Origin of the sequence: Clostridium sp. chh4-2, from assembly GCF_002899675.1 — a bacterium.
Taxonomy (GTDB): domain Bacteria; phylum Bacillota; class Clostridia; order Lachnospirales; family Lachnospiraceae; genus CHH4-2.
On sequence record NZ_PKUU01000002.1, the window covers coordinates 78,921 to 95,058 of the forward strand.

Genomic DNA, 16,138 nt, shown 5'->3' on the forward strand with positions numbered 1-16,138 from the left:
CTGATTTAAGGTAAATTTCAGGTTAAATCGATAAGATACCACCATCAGAAAATGCGAAGGAGGTAATTAGATGGCGCAGGAAATATTTAAGCGATATGAAAAAAAATACAGTTTGACCCAGGATCAGTATCATCAGCTGATGGGTTATCTCAACCAGTCAATGACCATGGATCATTATGGAAAACATAAAATATGCAATGTCTATTATGATACTCTGGATTATGAATTAATCAGAACGTCTTTAGAAAAGCCGGAGTATAAAGAAAAGGTCCGCCTCAGAAGCTACGGCGTACCGTCAGGAGAGGATACGGTATTTTTAGAGTTAAAAAAGAAATTTGACGGTGTGGTCTATAAACGGAGGGCGGCCATGACGCTGGGAGAAGCCAATGCGTATCTGGGGCAGCAAATCAGGCCAAAACAGGACGGCCAGATTCTGCATGAACTGGACTATGCCATAAGGCGGTATGACCTGAAACCGGCGGTGTATCTGTCCTATGACAGAATTGCGTACTATGGAAATGAAGACCCGGAACTGAGAGTTACATTTGATACCAATATTGTAGGAAGATCCTTTGCTCTGGATTTGGAACAGGGAAGTTTTGGGGTAAATGTATTGGGACAGGGCCGGATTTTGATGGAAGTGAAGATTCCCGGAGCGATGCCGGTATGGATGAGCCGTGTGTTTTCCAATCTGGACATCTTTCCAATCACATTTTCCAAATATGGCGCTTACTATAAGCGTTACATTTTAAAACAGAATGAAGAAACAGGAGGGCGCATCTGTGCTTAACAGTATTTTGACGACAACACAATCCAACCTTTCACTCATGGAGTTTTTGCTTTGCACCGGAGTCTCCGTTCTGCTGGGGCTGGTGCTGGCTGCAATTCATACATATAAAAATCATTGTTCCAGAAATTTCGTGCTGACGCTTTCAATGCTTCCGGCTATCATTCAGACGATAATCATGATGGTAAACGGCAATTTGGGAACCGGAGTCGCGGTTATGGGCGCATTCAGCCTGGTAAGATTCCGGTCGCTTCCAGGCAATTCCAGGGAAATTCAAAGTGTATTTATGGCAATGGCCATCGGCCTGGCCACCGGAATGGGATACCTTGGCCTGGCGGTGCTTTTACTTCTGATTGCAGGCGGAATGACAGTGCTCTTAATCTTAATACCAACGAATAATTCTGATTTTACAGAACGGGAATTAAAGGTGACAATCCCGGAAAATCTGGATTATTACGGGATATTTGACGATGTATTTGAAACGTATGTTAAGAAGTATGAACTTCTAAAGGTAAAAACCGTTAATATGGGAAGTCTTTACGAACTCCAATACAGAGTGGATTTGAAACGGGAAGAACAGGAAAAAGCGTTTATTGACAACCTGCGCTGCCGTAACGGCAATCTCACCATCGTGTGCGGCAGAGTAGCGAGAGAAAGAGAGGAATTATAATGCGAAATTATAGAAAATATCTGCTTCTTGCGGGCAGTCTGTGCGCTCTGGCCGCTTCGGTATCCGGATGCCAGGCCAGGGAAGCCGCTGATAATAAGGTACAGGAAACCGGAAGTATCGAGACGGAACCGTTAAAAAATTCCGGGGAAGAAACCGGGAATCTCACTACCATTTTCTGTGATCAGACCGCTGTATCGATTAACGGCAACGGGGCATCGGAAAGCGACGGAATCATCACGATCACAGAGGGAGGAACATACCGTCTGGAAGGAATTCTGACAGAAGGCAGAATTGTGGTAGACGCTGCGAAAGAGGACGCCATTATTCTGGAACTCAACGGATTTGAGATCACCAGCAGTGATCTGTCGGCCATTTATGGTAAAAAGAGCGGAGAAATCAGATTGAGGCTGATGGATGGAACGGTGAATCAGGTGACGGACGGCGAAGAATATGCGCTGGAAGAAGGAGAAGATGAGCCGGATGCGGCGATCTTTACCAAGAAAGATCTGATTATTGAAGGCAATGGAGCTCTGGAAGTGACGGGAAATTATAATGACGGCATACGGAGCAAGGATAATTTGTATATCCTGTCGGGTGAAATCACTGTCACTGCAAAAGAGGATGGAATTAAGGGGAAGGATTCTCTGGTTGTGGACGGAGGAACCATCACGGTTCATGCCGGGGATGACGGCATGAAGTCAAAGGGCGCGGTAATTGTCAATGACGGTATCATACAGGTAGCGGAAAGTTATGAAGGAATCGAGGCACAGACCATAGATATCAACGGAGGAAGTCTGGACATCACATCCACAGACGACGGACTGAATGCCGTTGAAGACACATCCAAAACTGAGGAAACTGGAAATGGAAAAGGAAGAACTGCAATTCAGGAAAATGCGTATATCCGCATTTCGGGAGGAACCATCCACATCAATGCGTCTGCGGACGGAGTGGATTCCAACGGCCATTTTTATGTGGACGGCGGTGAACTTTATATCAGCGGGCCGACCAGCAGCAGAGACGGAGCTCTCGATTATGACGGAAATGGAATCATAACCGGAGGAGTGGTAATTGCAGCCGGAAGCTCAGGAATGGCCCAGACGTTCTCAGATGGGTCCGAGCAGAATAGTATTCTGGTTTATTTTGAAAATACCCAGGAAGCGGGAACGGAAATAACCGTGGTCGATGCGTCCGGAAATCTGATTGCTTCCTATACGCCGGTAAAAGAATATTCCAGCGCAGTCATCAGCGCGCCGGGATTAGAAACAGAGGGTACTTATAAGATTACGGCAGGTGAAGAGACCAAGGAAGTGACAATTACCACCGTATTAACCACTTCAGGCAGCAGAGCAGCCGGAACCATGCCGGGCGGTCACAGAGGTCAGGGCGGAATGGGAGAAGGCAGGCCGGAAATGAATGGCGGGTTTGAAATGGAAGGAAGACCTGAAATGGAAGACAGACCTGAAATGAAAGGAAGAACTGAAATGGAAGGCAAAACTGAAATGAATGACGGGTCTGAAATGAACCCGGAAAACATGCCGGATAACCGGGAATCTGAATCTTCCCAAAACCAAGAAGGACAATCGACGGAAAAAGACCAGCGTCCCGGTGGACGGGAAATGGGGCGCGAACGAAATAAAGGGTAAACCAGTTATATAACCGGGCATATTTCTATGCCCGGTGTATTTTATTTAACGCCGTCTCTTTAAATGACTGAAGAAGTTGAAATAAATGACGAATAAGATGGTGGTGGTAATCCAGGTGAGCGGATAGCTGAACACCACCATTTTAATGGTTCTGTGGAACGGTACGGCGGCAACAATCCATACAATTCTCAGGACACATACGCCCAAACAGGTAATCAGCATAGGCAGCCAGCAGTCCCCAACTCCTCTCAATGCGCCGGAATAGATTTCGATAGCGACATAAGTGATAAAAGTAGGAACCAGGAAATGAAGAATGTCCATACCGATGGATATAACCGCCGCATCAGAGGTGAAAAGGCGGAAAAATGCATGACCGATCAGATACAAGGCGGCCGACAAGAAAACGGAAGCGGCCATGCTCATGGCCATGCAGACCCGGATTCCTTTTCTGACCCGGTCATGTTTCCCTGCACCGTAATTCTGGCCTGTAAATGTGGTGACGGAGATACCAAAGGCGCTGATGATCATCCAGAACACGCTGTCAATCTTGCTGTATGCGGTCCAGGCTGCGATCGTATCCGTACCCAGGGAATTGACGCTGGCTTGTATTACAATGTTGGAAAAGCTGTACATCACGGACTGAAGTCCTGCCGGCAGTCCAATGCGGATTACCCGCTTTAACATCCTCTTATCCAGCCGTACCTGGCTGGGGATTAACCGGTATACATCGGAGGTGCGCATTAAAACTACAATTACGAGAGAAGCGCTGACTGCCTGCGACAGAATCGTGGCGAGAGCGGCTCCATTTACCCCCATATGTAAAACGGCTACAAAAAGAACATCCAGCACAATATTGGTAAAACATCCGGCGATCAGGAAATACAAAGGCCGTTTGGAATCGCCTACCGCTCTCAGAATACCGGACCCCATGTTATAGATCAGATTGGGGATGATCCCTGCCAGATAGATGCGGATATAAGAAGTGGCATAGGACAGTATGGCCGGAGGAGTATCCATAATTCCCAAAATGGAAGGAGCCAGCGAAATGCCGCCCACCATCATAACCGCTCCTGCGGCGATGCAGAAAGCGATGGAAGTATGTACGGCATAACCCACTTTATCAGCCCGCTTAGCCCCGTAATATTGTGAGATAATAACGGTGGCTCCCGAGGAAAGACCGACGAAGAAGCCGACTAACAGCTGGATTAAAGTCCCAGTTGTCCCCCCTACTGCGGCAAGCGCCTCTTTGCCGACAAACTGGCCTACGATGATGGCATCCACTGTGTTATAAAGCTGCTGAAAGAACGTACCGAACAGAATCGGAAAGAAAAACAGAAGAAGCTGCTTCCAGATCACTCCTTCTGTAATTTGATTGTGCTCCATCGCACCGTTTGCCTGCTTAGCTGAATTTTTCATATTCCTGCCCTGACCTCACATTAATATAGTAGTTATGTATCGCCTTTTGATACAGGTAAATTGTATATCATTATAGCGGCTATAGAAGAAAAAGGCAATAGGTTTGAAATGGTGAAATTTCTGCTGTTGTGTCCCGGGGCCGCTTTTTGCCTGGCCTTGGTTGGGGGGCCGTCCCTGCTTCGGTTCCAAAGGGGGTGAACCAGACCCCGGCATATTCCGGATTCGGGTATAAGAGGCTGTAAGCGTGCCGGATTTTTCTAAAAGCCTTCGGGAAAGACCGCAACTCGCTGACACTCAAACAAGCGGCTCTTTCCCTCAGAACGAAAAATGCGGCGCGCTAACACCCTCTAATACCCTGCATAGTCATATGACGGGGTCTGGTTCAACCCCTTTGGAACCGAAGCAGGGACGGCCCCCCAACCAAGGCCAGGCAAAAAGCGGCCCCGGGACACAACAGCAGAAATGCCGAGGTTGAATCTGATTGAAAGAGAAAGAGCGGTGTGATAAACTACTTACAGGAAATTTTGGAGTGATAGGGAAGCTAAGATTTAGGATTACGATGATTATAAAGAGATAGGAGGAAGTAAGGATATGGTTTTTAGGAAGGCGGAGGAAAGGGACATTTTTCGGATGATGGAGATGGTGAATCAGTCGAAAGCATCTATGAAGGCGAGAGGAATTGACCAATGGCAGATGGGATATCCGAATGAAGGCGTGCTCAGGGAGGATTTGGAGAAGGGAATTAACTATGTGCTGGAAGACGGCGGAGAGGTCGTGGGGATGATTACTGTGGTGTCCGGAGAGGAGGAGGCTTATAATACCATTGAAGGAAGCTGGCTGAATCAGGAGGACTATGTATCTTTTCACCGGGTTTGTGTGGAGGAGAGCCGGAAAGGGCAGGGGCTGGCCGGAATCTTATTTGAGGAAGGCGAAAAGCTTTGCCGGGAATGGGGATTTAGGAATATCCGCAATGATACGCATCCCGATAATAAGTCCATGCAGAGGGCTGTGGAAAAGTTTGGATTTAAGCGGTGCGGAATCATCTATATCGTGGGAACCGAAGAAGATGGAAGCCCAAGAGCCGCCTACCAAAAGGTATTATCATAGAAATCTTTATTTAGTTAACTAAGAAACGCCGGAAAGAAGGGGAAACCTGGGCGGGCGGCGGAACTAGAGCAAGACAGGGGATTCGGGTTACGACCCTAAGTGATACTAGGCCGCCAAGAGCGGAAAAAGGCAGCGCGGCGCCATTCACGGTGAACTCTTTATGACTTCATCGTTCAGTGGCGCCTCAAATACTGATTCGGAATTCAGTATTTGTCTGCCTTTTTCCGCTCTTGCCAACCAAGTATCACTAAGGGTCTGCACACGATCCCCTGTCTTGCTCTAGTTCCGCCGCCCGCCCAGGTTTCCCCTTCTTTCCGGCTGTTGCTTGGCTGGCTGAGGAAAAAAGATTTGGGTGGATTGTGAGTAAGTTTTTACATCAAGGGTGAAGGTTTTTTCAGAAATGCTTTGACGTTTTAAGTAAAACCCGAAGGCATTTCTGAAAATCCCTTGAAGATATATATAAATGTGATTCTTCGTAAATATCGAGGCAAATAAATGAATTCTTTTTAACTAAGTTAGCGAATATCAGCACGGAAACGGGAGGCGGAACCGGAAGACGAAGGTCGAAGGGGCTGTCCGGGCCGGGGAAGGAAGATGCAGCCAAATGGGATCGTATGGAACCCCTTTAGAACTACTTAGGTCCGTAAGGACAGAATGAGGCAGGTAAAAACTGATTTCCGTCTCAGTTTTTAAAGCGCCGTTGAGCAGCGAAGTCATCAAGAGTTCACTGCGAATGGCGCTGGCCTGCCTCGTTCTGTTCTTACGGGCCTTAGTAGTTCTTAGGGGCGAATCCCGAATCCCATTTGGCTGCATCTTCCTTCCCCGGCCCGGACAGCCCCTTCGACCTTCGTCTTCCGGTTTCGCCTCCCGTTTCCGTGCGTACCCTTCGCCAACCCCGTTAAATAGCAATTCAGCTTTACTTTGCCTGCGCTTTGTTTAGGGCGGTTTCGATGGCGTTTAGAAGGGCTGTGGAGGTATATCTTGTTTCGCTGGAATAAGAAAGGTTTTCCAGTGACTGTGTGTTGCAGATCTGCTCAGCCAGATCAGACAGGGTGGGCTGTACAAGAGGATACATGGTGGTAACGGAATCGCTTAATGGCTTCATCGTAATGGAGTTTATATGATCAGCATCCACGGTTACCTCTACATTGACCTCCTGATTCCCTAATGTCAGAGAAGCCGTATAAACGCCCGGTATGTAAGAAGCCTGGCCGGAAGATGCGGTCTCGGTATCTTTTTTCGGATGGAACATAATCAGAAAAAGAGTAATCAGCAGAATTCCAAGGCCGATGAAAATGGCGGTATATATAATTTCTTTCATTCGTAAAACTACAATTTTGGTTTTGGAGCTCATAATGGGGAACCTCCGTAAGTGTTTGTTATAATCTATTTACCACATGACCGTTTTATGCAAAAATATTATTACGGTTCACAGTCCCGGTGGTCTCTGCTGTCCGTTCCGGTTTTGGCAGGTTTGCAGGAACTTTCCGGTTCCGGTTTCGGACATAAGCGCTTCTAAACGTGCAGGATTTTTCTAAAAACCAAGGGAAATGCCCAAACTCGCTCACGCTCAAATATTGGGCATATGCAAAAGCTCTTAATAAAAATAAATTGGAAGCCATATGGAGTTTATGGTATACTGAAAAGCAAAGTTATAAAATACAGATGGGAGGAACTATGTCCTTACAATTTATACTCGGAGGGTCGGGAAGCGGTAAGACCAGGGTGTTGTATGAGTGGCTGATTGGAGAGTCCATTTCCAATCCGAAACAGCAGTATATTGCGGTTGTTCCGGAGCAGTTTACCATGCAGACACAGAAAGAGATCGTGACCCTGCACCCCAACCACGGAACCATGAACATAGATATCGTAAGCTTTCAGAGGCTTGCGTACAGAATATTTGAAGAACTGGCCATAGAAAACCCCATCGTCCTGGACGATATGGGAAAATCCATGGTATTAAGAAAGGTTGCTTCTGATAAGAAGAACAGCCTTGGGTATTTTAAGGGGAATTTGAATAAGCCCGGATTCATCAGCTGTCTCAAGTCCATGATTTCAGAGCTGCTTCAGTACGGCATTACCAATGAGATGCTGGAAGAGATGGCGCCCCAGGCATCCAGCGATGTGCTGGGCCATAAATTAAAAGACTTGGCGGTTTTATACCGGGGATTTAAAGAGGATAAGGAGAACCGCTACATCACGGCGGAGGAGATTTTGTCCGTTTTATGCGACAACCTGGAAAAATCGGAAATCATTAAAAACAGCGTTGTTACTCTGGACGGGTATACGGGATTTACCCCGGTCCAGTACCGTCTGTTGGAACTGATGATCCGTTATTGTAAAAAGGTGATTGTGACTGTGACCGTCGATCCGTCCGCCGATCCTTATAAAAGATCGGATTATCAGGATTTGTTCCATATGAGCAAGGTGATTGTGACAAAACTGGATCAGATCGCTGAGAAAAATGGGGTGATGCGGGATGAGGACATCCGGCTGGACTGCCATCCTTATGTAAGGTTCGGCGACAGGGTGGAGCTGGACTTTTTGGAACAGAATATTTTCCGGTATGGGGCGGCTTCTTATGACGGGGAGTGGACGGATGGGGAAAATTCGCCGCTTTCCCTGTATCAGGCTGTAAATCCTCAGGATGAGGTGGCTTTTGTGGCGGCCGGGATTCACCGGATGGTGCAGGAGGGAAGTCTGCGCTACCGGGATATTGCGGTTATTACCGGTGATCTTTCCGGATACCGGCCTCAGATCATACAGCAGTTTATTAAAAATGAAATTCCATATTTTATGGATGATAAAAAGAGCATTTTGGAAAATCCCATGGTGGAACTGATCCGTTCGGCCCTTGAGATATTACAGAAGGATTTTGCTTATGAAAGCGTGTTCCGCTATATTAAGACCGGGCTGGTGTGGGAGGATATGGAACAGGCTGACCGGATGGAAAACTATGTGATCGCCCTTGGAATCAGGGGATTTAAGCGGTGGAACAGCATCTGGGAGTGGGAGTATAAGGGAAGCCATGATTTAAATCTTTTGGAATTGAATTACTGCAAGAATAAGATTTTGGAACCCCTTTGCCATCTGCGGGACGCATTTCGTGAAGAGGGCATCACCGTCCGCGGTATGGCGGCAGCTCTGGTGTCATTTTTGGAGGAATGCCAGGCGGAGAAGAAGATGGCACAGTTTCAGGAATATTTTGAAAGCCGGGGACAGCTGGTTTTGGCAAAGGAATACAGCCAGATCTATCAGCTGGTTATGGATCTGTTTGACCGTTTGGTGGGACTTTTAGGGGATGAAAGCGTCAGCAGAAAAGAGTTTAGTGAGATTTTGGACGCGGGCTTTGAGGAGATTAAAGTGGGCGTGATTCCTGCTACGGTGGACCGGATTGTGGTAGGCGACTTGACCAGAACACGTCTGGATCATGTGAAGGTGCTGTTTTTCGTGGGCGTCAACGATGGGATTGTGCCGTCTAAAAAGACGGCGGGCAACCTTTTAACGGATAAAGAGCGGGAGTTTTTAGGCGCTCATCAGATAGAACTGGCCCCCACTTCTACGGAAGACGGGTTTATGCAGAGGTTTTATCTGTATCTGATGCTGACAAAGCCGTCCAGAAAACTGATTCTATCCTATACAGCCCTCAATTCCCAAGGAAAGAGCCAGAGACCGTCCCATATTATCAATGAAATCAGGGCGTTATTTCCAAAGCTGGAGGTCAGGGAATGTGAGACGGAGGACGGAATGATCCACTCCATCCAGGAGGGAAAGAGGCTTTTGACACAGGGGCTGCGCAGATTCCAGGAAAGGCCGGATGATCCCCGCTTTATGGAACTTTACCGTTGGTTTTTCAATTCGCCGGAACACAGGGAACAGCTGAGTAAGCTGGTGGAGGCGGCCAGCTATGTATACCGGGAAACGGGAATCGGCAAGGCGGCGGCTAAGGCTCTGTACGGGAACGTTTTAAGCGGCAGCGTGACGCGTCTGGAACAGTATGCAGCCTGCGCTTACGCCCATTTTCTGAAATACGGCCTGGAACTGACGGAGAGACAGGAATATACGCTGGCGGCCGTGGATATGGGAAATCTGTTCCATAACTCCATTGACCGGTGTTTTAAGGCCATACGGGAACAGCAGAAGAGCTTTCGGGATTTGGAAGAGGAAGAGAGAAAAGCGCTGGTAAAGGCCTGTGTGGAAGAGGTGACCGGGGAATACGGCAATACCATACTTCAGAGCTCGGCCAGAAACGCTTATCTGGCGGCCAGGGTGGAAAAGATCACGGACAGGACGATTTGGGCTCTTTCGGAGCAGCTGAAAAAGGGCGATTTTGAACCGGCCGGGTTTGAAGTTTCCTTCTCCTCCATCGATAATCTGTCGGCCATGAAGATTTCCCTTTCCGACGAAGAAGCGCTTCATCTGAGAGGGCGGATTGACCGCATGGATACCTGTGTGGACGAGGATCATGTCTATGTGAAAATCATTGATTATAAATCGGGAAGCACCAGCTTTGATCTGGTGTCCCTGTTCTACGGGCTGCAGCTTCAGCTGGTGGTGTATATGGATGCGGTGATGGAACTGGAAGAGCGGAAACACCCGGATAAAGAGGTGGTGCCGGCCGGAATTTTCTATTACAACATCAAGGACCCGCTGGTTGAGAAGGAAGCCGGGATGACGCCGGATGAGGAAACCATTGAGCAGCAGATATTGAGGCAGCTGAGAATGAACGGTCTGGTAAACAGTGAGCTGGAGGTGATCAAACATCTGGATCACGAGATTGAAAAGGAATCCGACGTGATTCCGGTGGCGATGAAAGACGGGGTGATTCAGGAAGCACGGTCTTCCGTTGCCAACCGGAAACGGTTTGAAGCATTAAAACAGTATGTCCGGGAAAAGGTCAAAGATACAGGGCGTGAGATTCTGGGAGGACAGATTCAGGTGAATCCATACCAGCAGGGGACGAAGACGGCCTGTGATTACTGCCCTTATCACCCGGTCTGCGGATTTGATAAGAAAACGGATGGATATCAGTACAGGAAATTCCGGTCCATGAAGCCGGAAGAGATCTGGGGAGAGATAGAAGAGATGCCGGGAAAGGAGAAACCTACATGTCGGTAAATTGGACCAAAGAGCAGCAGCAGGTCATTGAGAGCAGAAACAGGAATCTCCTGGTGTCGGCCGCTGCGGGAAGCGGTAAGACCGCGGTTTTAGTAGAGCGGATTATACAGATGATTACAGACGAAAATGACCCGGTGGACATCGACCGGCTGTTGGTTATGACATTTACCAGCGCTGCGGCTGCGGAGATGCGGGAGAGGATCGGAGCCGCCATAGAAGAAAAACTGGCTAAGAATCCACAGGACCGCCATCTGCAGCGCCAGTCCACGCTGGTGCATTTTGCGCAGATCACCACCATCGACAGCTTTTGCCTACAGGTGATCAGGGAACATTTTAATAAACTGGACATTGATCCGGCGTTCCGCATCGGGGATGAGGGCGAGCTGATGCTCACCAGAGCGGATGTGATGAAGGAGATGCTGGAGGATTACTACGAGAGCGGGGACGAAGAGTTTGAGCGCTTTGTGGACACCTATGCGGTGGGAAAGGCGGACGGCGGGATTGAGGACTATATCATGCAGGTCTATACCTTTTCCCAAAGCAATCCTTGGCCGGAGCTGTGGATGAAGGAATGCAGGGATGAGCTTTCCGGAAGCGATATGAGTCAGCTGATGGAGATGCCCTGGATGCAGTTTTTGATGAGCGACGCCATCGCGCAGATCCGGGAGTTTAAGGGACAGCTGGAAGAGGCGCTTGAAATTGCCAGCGGAGACGAGATCTTGTCCGCATATGAGCCTATGCTTAAAAATGATGTGGGGATGATGAAGCGGCTGGCGGATTCCGAGGATTATGGCCAGCTGAACGAAGCGCTGAAAACCGTGACCTGGGATCGGATGGCTTCGATCAGGAAAAAAGAGGTGGACGCGGATAAAAAAGAATTTATTACATCCACCAGAAACCGGATTAAAAAAGCGGTGACAAAATTAAGGGATGAATATTGTTTTGAGTCGGTGGAGGATGTGATTGCCGATATTCAGGCCACCAGCGGAGCGGTTCTCACCCTGCTAAAGCTGGCTCAGGACTTTTCGGACCGGTATCAGAAAGAGAAAAAAGAAAAGAATATTGTGGATTTCAATGATCTGGAGCATTTTGCATTGAAGATTCTGATCGATATGCAGGAGGACGGGGAACACCCTACTGCAGTGGCGGACGAACTGAGCAGCCAGTATTATGAGATTCTGGTTGACGAGTATCAGGACAGCAACTATGTGCAGGAGGCGCTGATCCGAAGCCTTTCCGGAGAACGGTTCGGACGGCCCAATGTGTTTATGGTAGGGGATGTTAAGCAGAGTATCTATAAATTCCGCCTGGCCCGCCCTGAACTTTTTATGGAAAAATATGAGACGTATACTGTAGAGGACAGCAAGAGCCAAAAGATCGAGCTGCATCAGAATTTCCGAAGCAGGGATTCGGTGCTGACCAGCATCAATGATATTTTCTACAGAATCATGATAAAGGACCTGGGAAATATCCAATATACCAGGGAAACGGCTCTTCATCCGGGAGCTTCATTTGAGCCCTTTGAAGGAAATGCCGGAACGCCTACGGAACTTTTACTTCTGGACCGGAAAGAGGAGACGGGAGAATATACGGGGCAGGAAGCCGAAGCCAGAATGATTGCGGGGAAATTAAGACAGCTGATGGACCCGGAAAACGGCCTCTATGTGTGGGATAAGAAAAAGAAGGAGTACCGCATTGTGCAGTACCGGGATGTGGTGATTCTGCTCAGAAGCACGAGCGGATGGGTGGAGACATTTCTGGAGGTTCTGACCAGTGAGGGAATTCCCGCTTATGCGGAATCCAGAACCGGGTATTTTTCCGCCATCGAGGTGGAAACCGTGCTGAGCCTTCTTTCGGTGATCGATAATCCGATTCAGGACATTCCCCTTGCGGCGGTGCTGAAATCTCCGGTTGTGGGGATGACGGACGAAGAGCTGGTTGTGATGATGTATCTCTATATGAAAAAAGCCGAAAAAGGCCAGGACCGGGGCATCTATGGGGCGCTGAGGCATATGCTTGCCGTTGATTCGAACGGAAGCCTGCCGGAGGAAGAACGGATGATCGCCGGAAAACTGAGAAGATTTGAGGAACTGAGAGAAGATCTACGCCGCAAGAGCGCCTATATGCCGATCCACGAACTTCTCTATGAGATCTACAGCGTGACCGGATATTACGATTATATATCGGCCATGCCGGCGGGAGAGGTGAGAAAAGCCAATCTGGATATGCTGGTGGAAAAAGCGGTTTCCTATGAAAAAACAAGCTATAAAGGGCTGTTTCAGTTCATACGCTATATCGATAAGATCAAACGGTATGATGCGGATTTCGGCGAGGCGTCGGTGATTGGAGAGCATGACGATACGGTCCGCATTATGAGCATACACAAGAGCAAGGGGCTGGAATTTCCGGTGGTATTTCTGGCCGGTATGGGAAAGAATTTCAACAAACAGGATGTGAGAGGAAAGATTCTGATCGATCCCAGGCTTGGAATCGGAACGGATTATGTGGATTTGGAGAAACGTGTCAAATCAACGACTCTGAAGAAAAATGTGATGAAACGGAGAATCGACTTGGAAAACCTGGGAGAGGAACTGAGAATCCTGTATGTTGCCATGACCAGGGCAAAAGAAAAGCTGATTATGACTGCAACGGACCGGAATCTGGCCGGTAAGATGGAGAAATGGCAGCAGGTTCCATTTGTGGAGGGAGCAGTTCCTTATACGGTGCTTTCCACTGCGGGTTCCTATCTGGACTGGGTTCTCATGAGCATGGCCCGGCCGGTTCCATCCATAGAAACGGAGATCGTGGAACTGGAAGATCTGGTGGGAGAAGAGGTCAGCCGCCAGGCGGCAAAAGCGATTTCCAGGGATGAGCTGGTCAATTTTGACGGCAGCCATGTGTATGATGAGGAATATGCCCAGCGGCTTCAGGAAACGCTGTCATATCAATACCCTCATGAACCGGATATCCATCTTCATACCAAGATGTCTGTTTCGGAACTGAAAAAGCAGGGGCAAATGGAAGACGAGGAGGAAACGGAACTGCTTCCGGTTATTCCTGCATTTTTAAAGGAGGAAGAGGCGGAAAAGACAGGAGGGGCAACCCGGGGTACCGCATATCACCGGATTTTGGAGCTGTTGGATTTTGCGGCGGTAACGGACCGTAAAGCTTTGGAGAAAGAGGTCATTTCCTTAAAGGAATCGAAGAAAATGACGGAGAGCAGCATGGAGCTTTTGGATATCGGGCGGCTGTGGCGGTTCTTCCAATCGCCTCTTGGCAGACGGATGAAAGATGCGGCCGCCAAGGGAACGCTTCATAAAGAACAGCAGTTTGTGATCGGGATTCCTGCCAGGGAGATGGAGGTCTGCGATTCGGACGAACTGGTGCTGATCCAGGGTATTATCGATGCGTATATGGAAGAAGAGGACGGACTGGTTTTAGTGGATTATAAGACAGACCGGATTCAGCCGGGGCAGGAACAGGTTTTGGCGGACCGGTACCGGGAGCAGCTGGATTACTATCAGAGAGCATTGGAACAGATGACAGGGCAATGTGTCCGGGAAAAGATTATCTATTCCCTGACGCTTCATAAAGAAATAAACCTGAAACAATGGACGGCCATAGAAGGCGGCGGAAAGGATGGAGAAACAGATGAGAAAAGTTAAAACAGTGGCATTGATCGGACTGGGGGCAATCGGAAGCTATATTGCCGGCAACTTGTCAAAGGTGATGGGAGACGATTTAAGGATCATTGCAGGAGGCAGCCGGAAGGAGAGGCTCGAAAGGGACGGAATTGTGATCAACGGAGAGCCCTATCATTTCCACGTGGTTTCCCCGGAAGAGGAGACCGGATTTGCTGATCTTGCGGTGATCATCACAAAATTTACGGGCATAAAAGAGGCGCTGAAGGATATTAAGAACCAGATCGGCCCGGATACCATCATCATGGCCCCTCTCAATGGAGTGGAAAGCGAAGAAGCGGTTGCAGAGGAATACGGATGGGACCGTGTGATCTATTCCCTTGCCAGGGTCAGTGTGGTGATGAAGGGGAACCAGGTGAGCTATAATCCAAAAGTTGCCCATCTGGAATTTGGAGAAAAGACCAATGAAACCATCTCGGAGCGGGTACAAGCCGTAAAAGACTTATTTGAAAGCGCGGGCATAGAATCCTGGATTCCGGAAGATATGGAGCGGGCCATCTGGATTAAATATATGTGCAACGTGAGTGAGAACCAGACGGCGGCAGTGCTTGGCATACCGTTCGGAGCATGGAGCGGCGTCAGTGAACATGCTACTGAAATCAGGGAAATGGTGATGCGCGAAGTGGTGGCCGTGGCCCAGAAAAAGGGAATCGACCTGTCAGAAAAAGATATTCAGAACCAGAGGGAAGTGATAAAGAGACTTCCGTATCAGAATAAGCCTTCCACGCTTCAGGACATTGAATCCGGCCGGAAAACCGAGGTGGATATGTTCGCCGGCACCATGGTGCGCCTGGGCAGGGAAACAGGGGTTCCGACCCCGCTGAATGAATTTTTATATCATGCGATTCACGTTTTGGAAGAAAAAAATGACGGAATTATATAGTTAATACTAAAAAAAATTCATCTTGACACGGGACTTGTAACATGTTACCATGAAAATGTACAAAAAGTTTTAGCATAGCTAAAAAATTTTTGTGAAATCTTTTACAGAGTTTCATACAAACATTTTTTTGTGGAGGAATCGCCATATGACGCTTAAATGCTACGTTCGAAAGCGAAAACAGCGACAATTTCATAGATATTATTTTTTGGAGAGCAGTCCGTTTGGGCTGCTCTCCTTTTAACTTTGTATAATTTTTCACAATAAACAAATCATTTAAGGAGGTAATGGTATGAATGAAGAAACGAAAACTGTGTGCTGCTGTGGTTGTGACAACAGCCAGGAAGGGCTTTTAAAGCTGATTGGCGAACGGGCCGCTGAATATCGGGGTAAAGAGGGCAGTTTGATTCAGGTTCTCCATATGGCCCAGGGGATTTACGGCTATCTGCCGTTGGAAGTGCAGCAGGTGGTGGCGGAGGCGCTGGATGTGCCGCTTGCAGAGGTATCCGGAGTTGTTACCTTCTATTCTTTCTTTTCTACCCAGCCCAGAGGGGAGCATACCATCCGGGTATGTCTTGGCACCGCATGTTATGTAAGAGGCGGGAAAAAGATCGTGGAACGACTGAAAAAGCTGTTGGACGTGGAGATTGGGGACACGACCAAAGACAGGAAGTTTACGTTTGAAGTGGCCCGGTGTATCGGCGCCTGCGGTCTTGCGCCGGCTATGTCCATCGACGACCAGGTGTTTAAGCAGGTTAATCCTGATAAGCTGGAGCAGATTTTAGCAAGATATTATGATGAGGAGGAATAAAA

At 48.3% G+C, this 16,138-nt stretch carries 10 protein-coding genes; 8 read left to right on the forward strand and 2 right to left on the reverse strand.

The features are described 5' to 3' along the window. Window positions 1–70 precede the first annotated feature (70 nt). Genes C0033_RS02290 through C0033_RS02300 form a run of 3 tightly spaced genes read left to right on the forward strand, consistent with a single transcriptional unit; the run spans window position 71 to window position 3,103 of the window. Window positions 71–790, forward strand: coding sequence for a polyphosphate polymerase domain-containing protein (locus tag C0033_RS02290; protein WP_103226253.1), 720 nt, complete (start codon window positions 71–73; stop codon window positions 788–790). After that, entirely contained in the window at window positions 759–1,457 is a 699-nt protein-coding gene (locus C0033_RS02295) for a DUF4956 domain-containing protein (RefSeq protein ID WP_347501013.1), read from the forward strand. The genes C0033_RS02290 and C0033_RS02295 overlap by 32 nt, the downstream gene beginning before the upstream one ends. Continuing rightward, window positions 1,457–3,103: a carbohydrate-binding domain-containing protein gene (locus tag C0033_RS02300; RefSeq protein WP_103226255.1), complete on the forward strand. Its 1,647-nt coding sequence runs from the start codon at window positions 1,457–1,459 to the stop codon at window positions 3,101–3,103. Before C0033_RS02295 ends, C0033_RS02300 begins: the two co-directional genes overlap by 1 nt. Before the next feature lie 45 nt (window positions 3,104–3,148). Here C0033_RS02300 and C0033_RS02305 read toward each other — a convergent pair whose 3' ends face one another. After that, window positions 3,149–4,519 carry an MATE family efflux transporter gene (locus C0033_RS02305; protein WP_103226256.1) on the reverse strand — a complete coding sequence of 457 codons (1,371 nt, stop codon included), beginning with the start codon at window positions 4,517–4,519 and terminating at the stop codon, window positions 3,149–3,151. A gap of 591 nt (window positions 4,520–5,110) precedes the next feature. Between C0033_RS02305 and C0033_RS02310 the strand changes: the two genes are divergently transcribed. Beyond that, on the forward strand, window positions 5,111–5,626 hold the full coding sequence (locus C0033_RS02310) for a GNAT family N-acetyltransferase (protein WP_103226257.1): 516 nt from the start codon (window positions 5,111–5,113) through the stop codon (window positions 5,624–5,626). Between the two features lie 916 nt (window positions 5,627–6,542). Here the strand turns inward: C0033_RS02310 and C0033_RS02315 are convergent. Continuing rightward, on the reverse strand, window positions 6,543–6,980 hold the full coding sequence (locus C0033_RS02315; RefSeq protein WP_103226258.1) for a hypothetical protein: 438 nt from the start codon (window positions 6,978–6,980) through the stop codon (window positions 6,543–6,545). 323 nt (window positions 6,981–7,303) lie between these two features. Here C0033_RS02315 and addB point away from each other — a divergent pair, with 323 nt between their 5' ends. The 4 genes from addB (at window position 7,304) to C0033_RS02335 (ending at window position 16,136) form a co-directional block, all read left to right on the forward strand. Next, window positions 7,304–10,744 carry a helicase-exonuclease AddAB subunit AddB gene (addB, locus tag C0033_RS02320; RefSeq protein ID WP_103226259.1) on the forward strand — a complete coding sequence of 1,147 codons (3,441 nt, stop codon included), beginning with the start codon at window positions 7,304–7,306 and terminating at the stop codon, window positions 10,742–10,744. Next, entirely contained in the window at window positions 10,735–14,409 is a 3,675-nt protein-coding gene (addA, locus tag C0033_RS02325) for a helicase-exonuclease AddAB subunit AddA (RefSeq protein WP_103226260.1), read from the forward strand. The genes addB and addA overlap by 10 nt, the downstream gene beginning before the upstream one ends. Beyond that, on the forward strand, window positions 14,396–15,328 hold the full coding sequence (locus C0033_RS02330) for a ketopantoate reductase family protein (protein ID WP_103226458.1): 933 nt from the start codon (window positions 14,396–14,398) through the stop codon (window positions 15,326–15,328). The genes addA and C0033_RS02330 overlap by 14 nt, the downstream gene beginning before the upstream one ends. Window positions 15,329–15,617: 289 nt before the next feature. Beyond that, window positions 15,618–16,136 carry an NAD(P)H-dependent oxidoreductase subunit E gene (locus C0033_RS02335; protein WP_103226261.1) on the forward strand — a complete coding sequence of 173 codons (519 nt, stop codon included), beginning with the start codon at window positions 15,618–15,620 and terminating at the stop codon, window positions 16,134–16,136. Window positions 16,137–16,138: the final 2 nt, after the last annotated feature.

Excerpts from the sequence above, each read along its gene's own strand:
- C0033_RS02290 (WP_103226253.1), top strand. The coding sequence starts at position 71 with ATGGCGCAGGAAATATTTAAGCGATATGAAAAAAAATACAGTTTGACC.
- C0033_RS02295 (WP_347501013.1), top strand. The coding sequence starts at position 759 with ATGAAGAAACAGGAGGGCGCATCTGTGCTTAACAGTATTTTGACGACA.
- C0033_RS02300 (WP_103226255.1), top strand. The coding sequence starts at position 1,457 with ATGCGAAATTATAGAAAATATCTGCTTCTTGCGGGCAGTCTGTGCGCT.
- C0033_RS02305 (WP_103226256.1), bottom strand. The coding sequence starts at position 4,519 with ATGAAAAATTCAGCTAAGCAGGCAAACGGTGCGATGGAGCACAATCAA.
- C0033_RS02310 (WP_103226257.1), top strand. The coding sequence starts at position 5,111 with ATGGTTTTTAGGAAGGCGGAGGAAAGGGACATTTTTCGGATGATGGAG.
- C0033_RS02315 (WP_103226258.1), bottom strand. The coding sequence starts at position 6,980 with ATGAGCTCCAAAACCAAAATTGTAGTTTTACGAATGAAAGAAATTATA.
- addB (WP_103226259.1), top strand. The coding sequence starts at position 7,304 with ATGTCCTTACAATTTATACTCGGAGGGTCGGGAAGCGGTAAGACCAGG.
- addA (WP_103226260.1), top strand. The coding sequence starts at position 10,735 with ATGTCGGTAAATTGGACCAAAGAGCAGCAGCAGGTCATTGAGAGCAGA.
- C0033_RS02330 (WP_103226458.1), top strand. The coding sequence starts at position 14,396 with ATGAGAAAAGTTAAAACAGTGGCATTGATCGGACTGGGGGCAATCGGA.
- C0033_RS02335 (WP_103226261.1), top strand. The coding sequence starts at position 15,618 with ATGAATGAAGAAACGAAAACTGTGTGCTGCTGTGGTTGTGACAACAGC.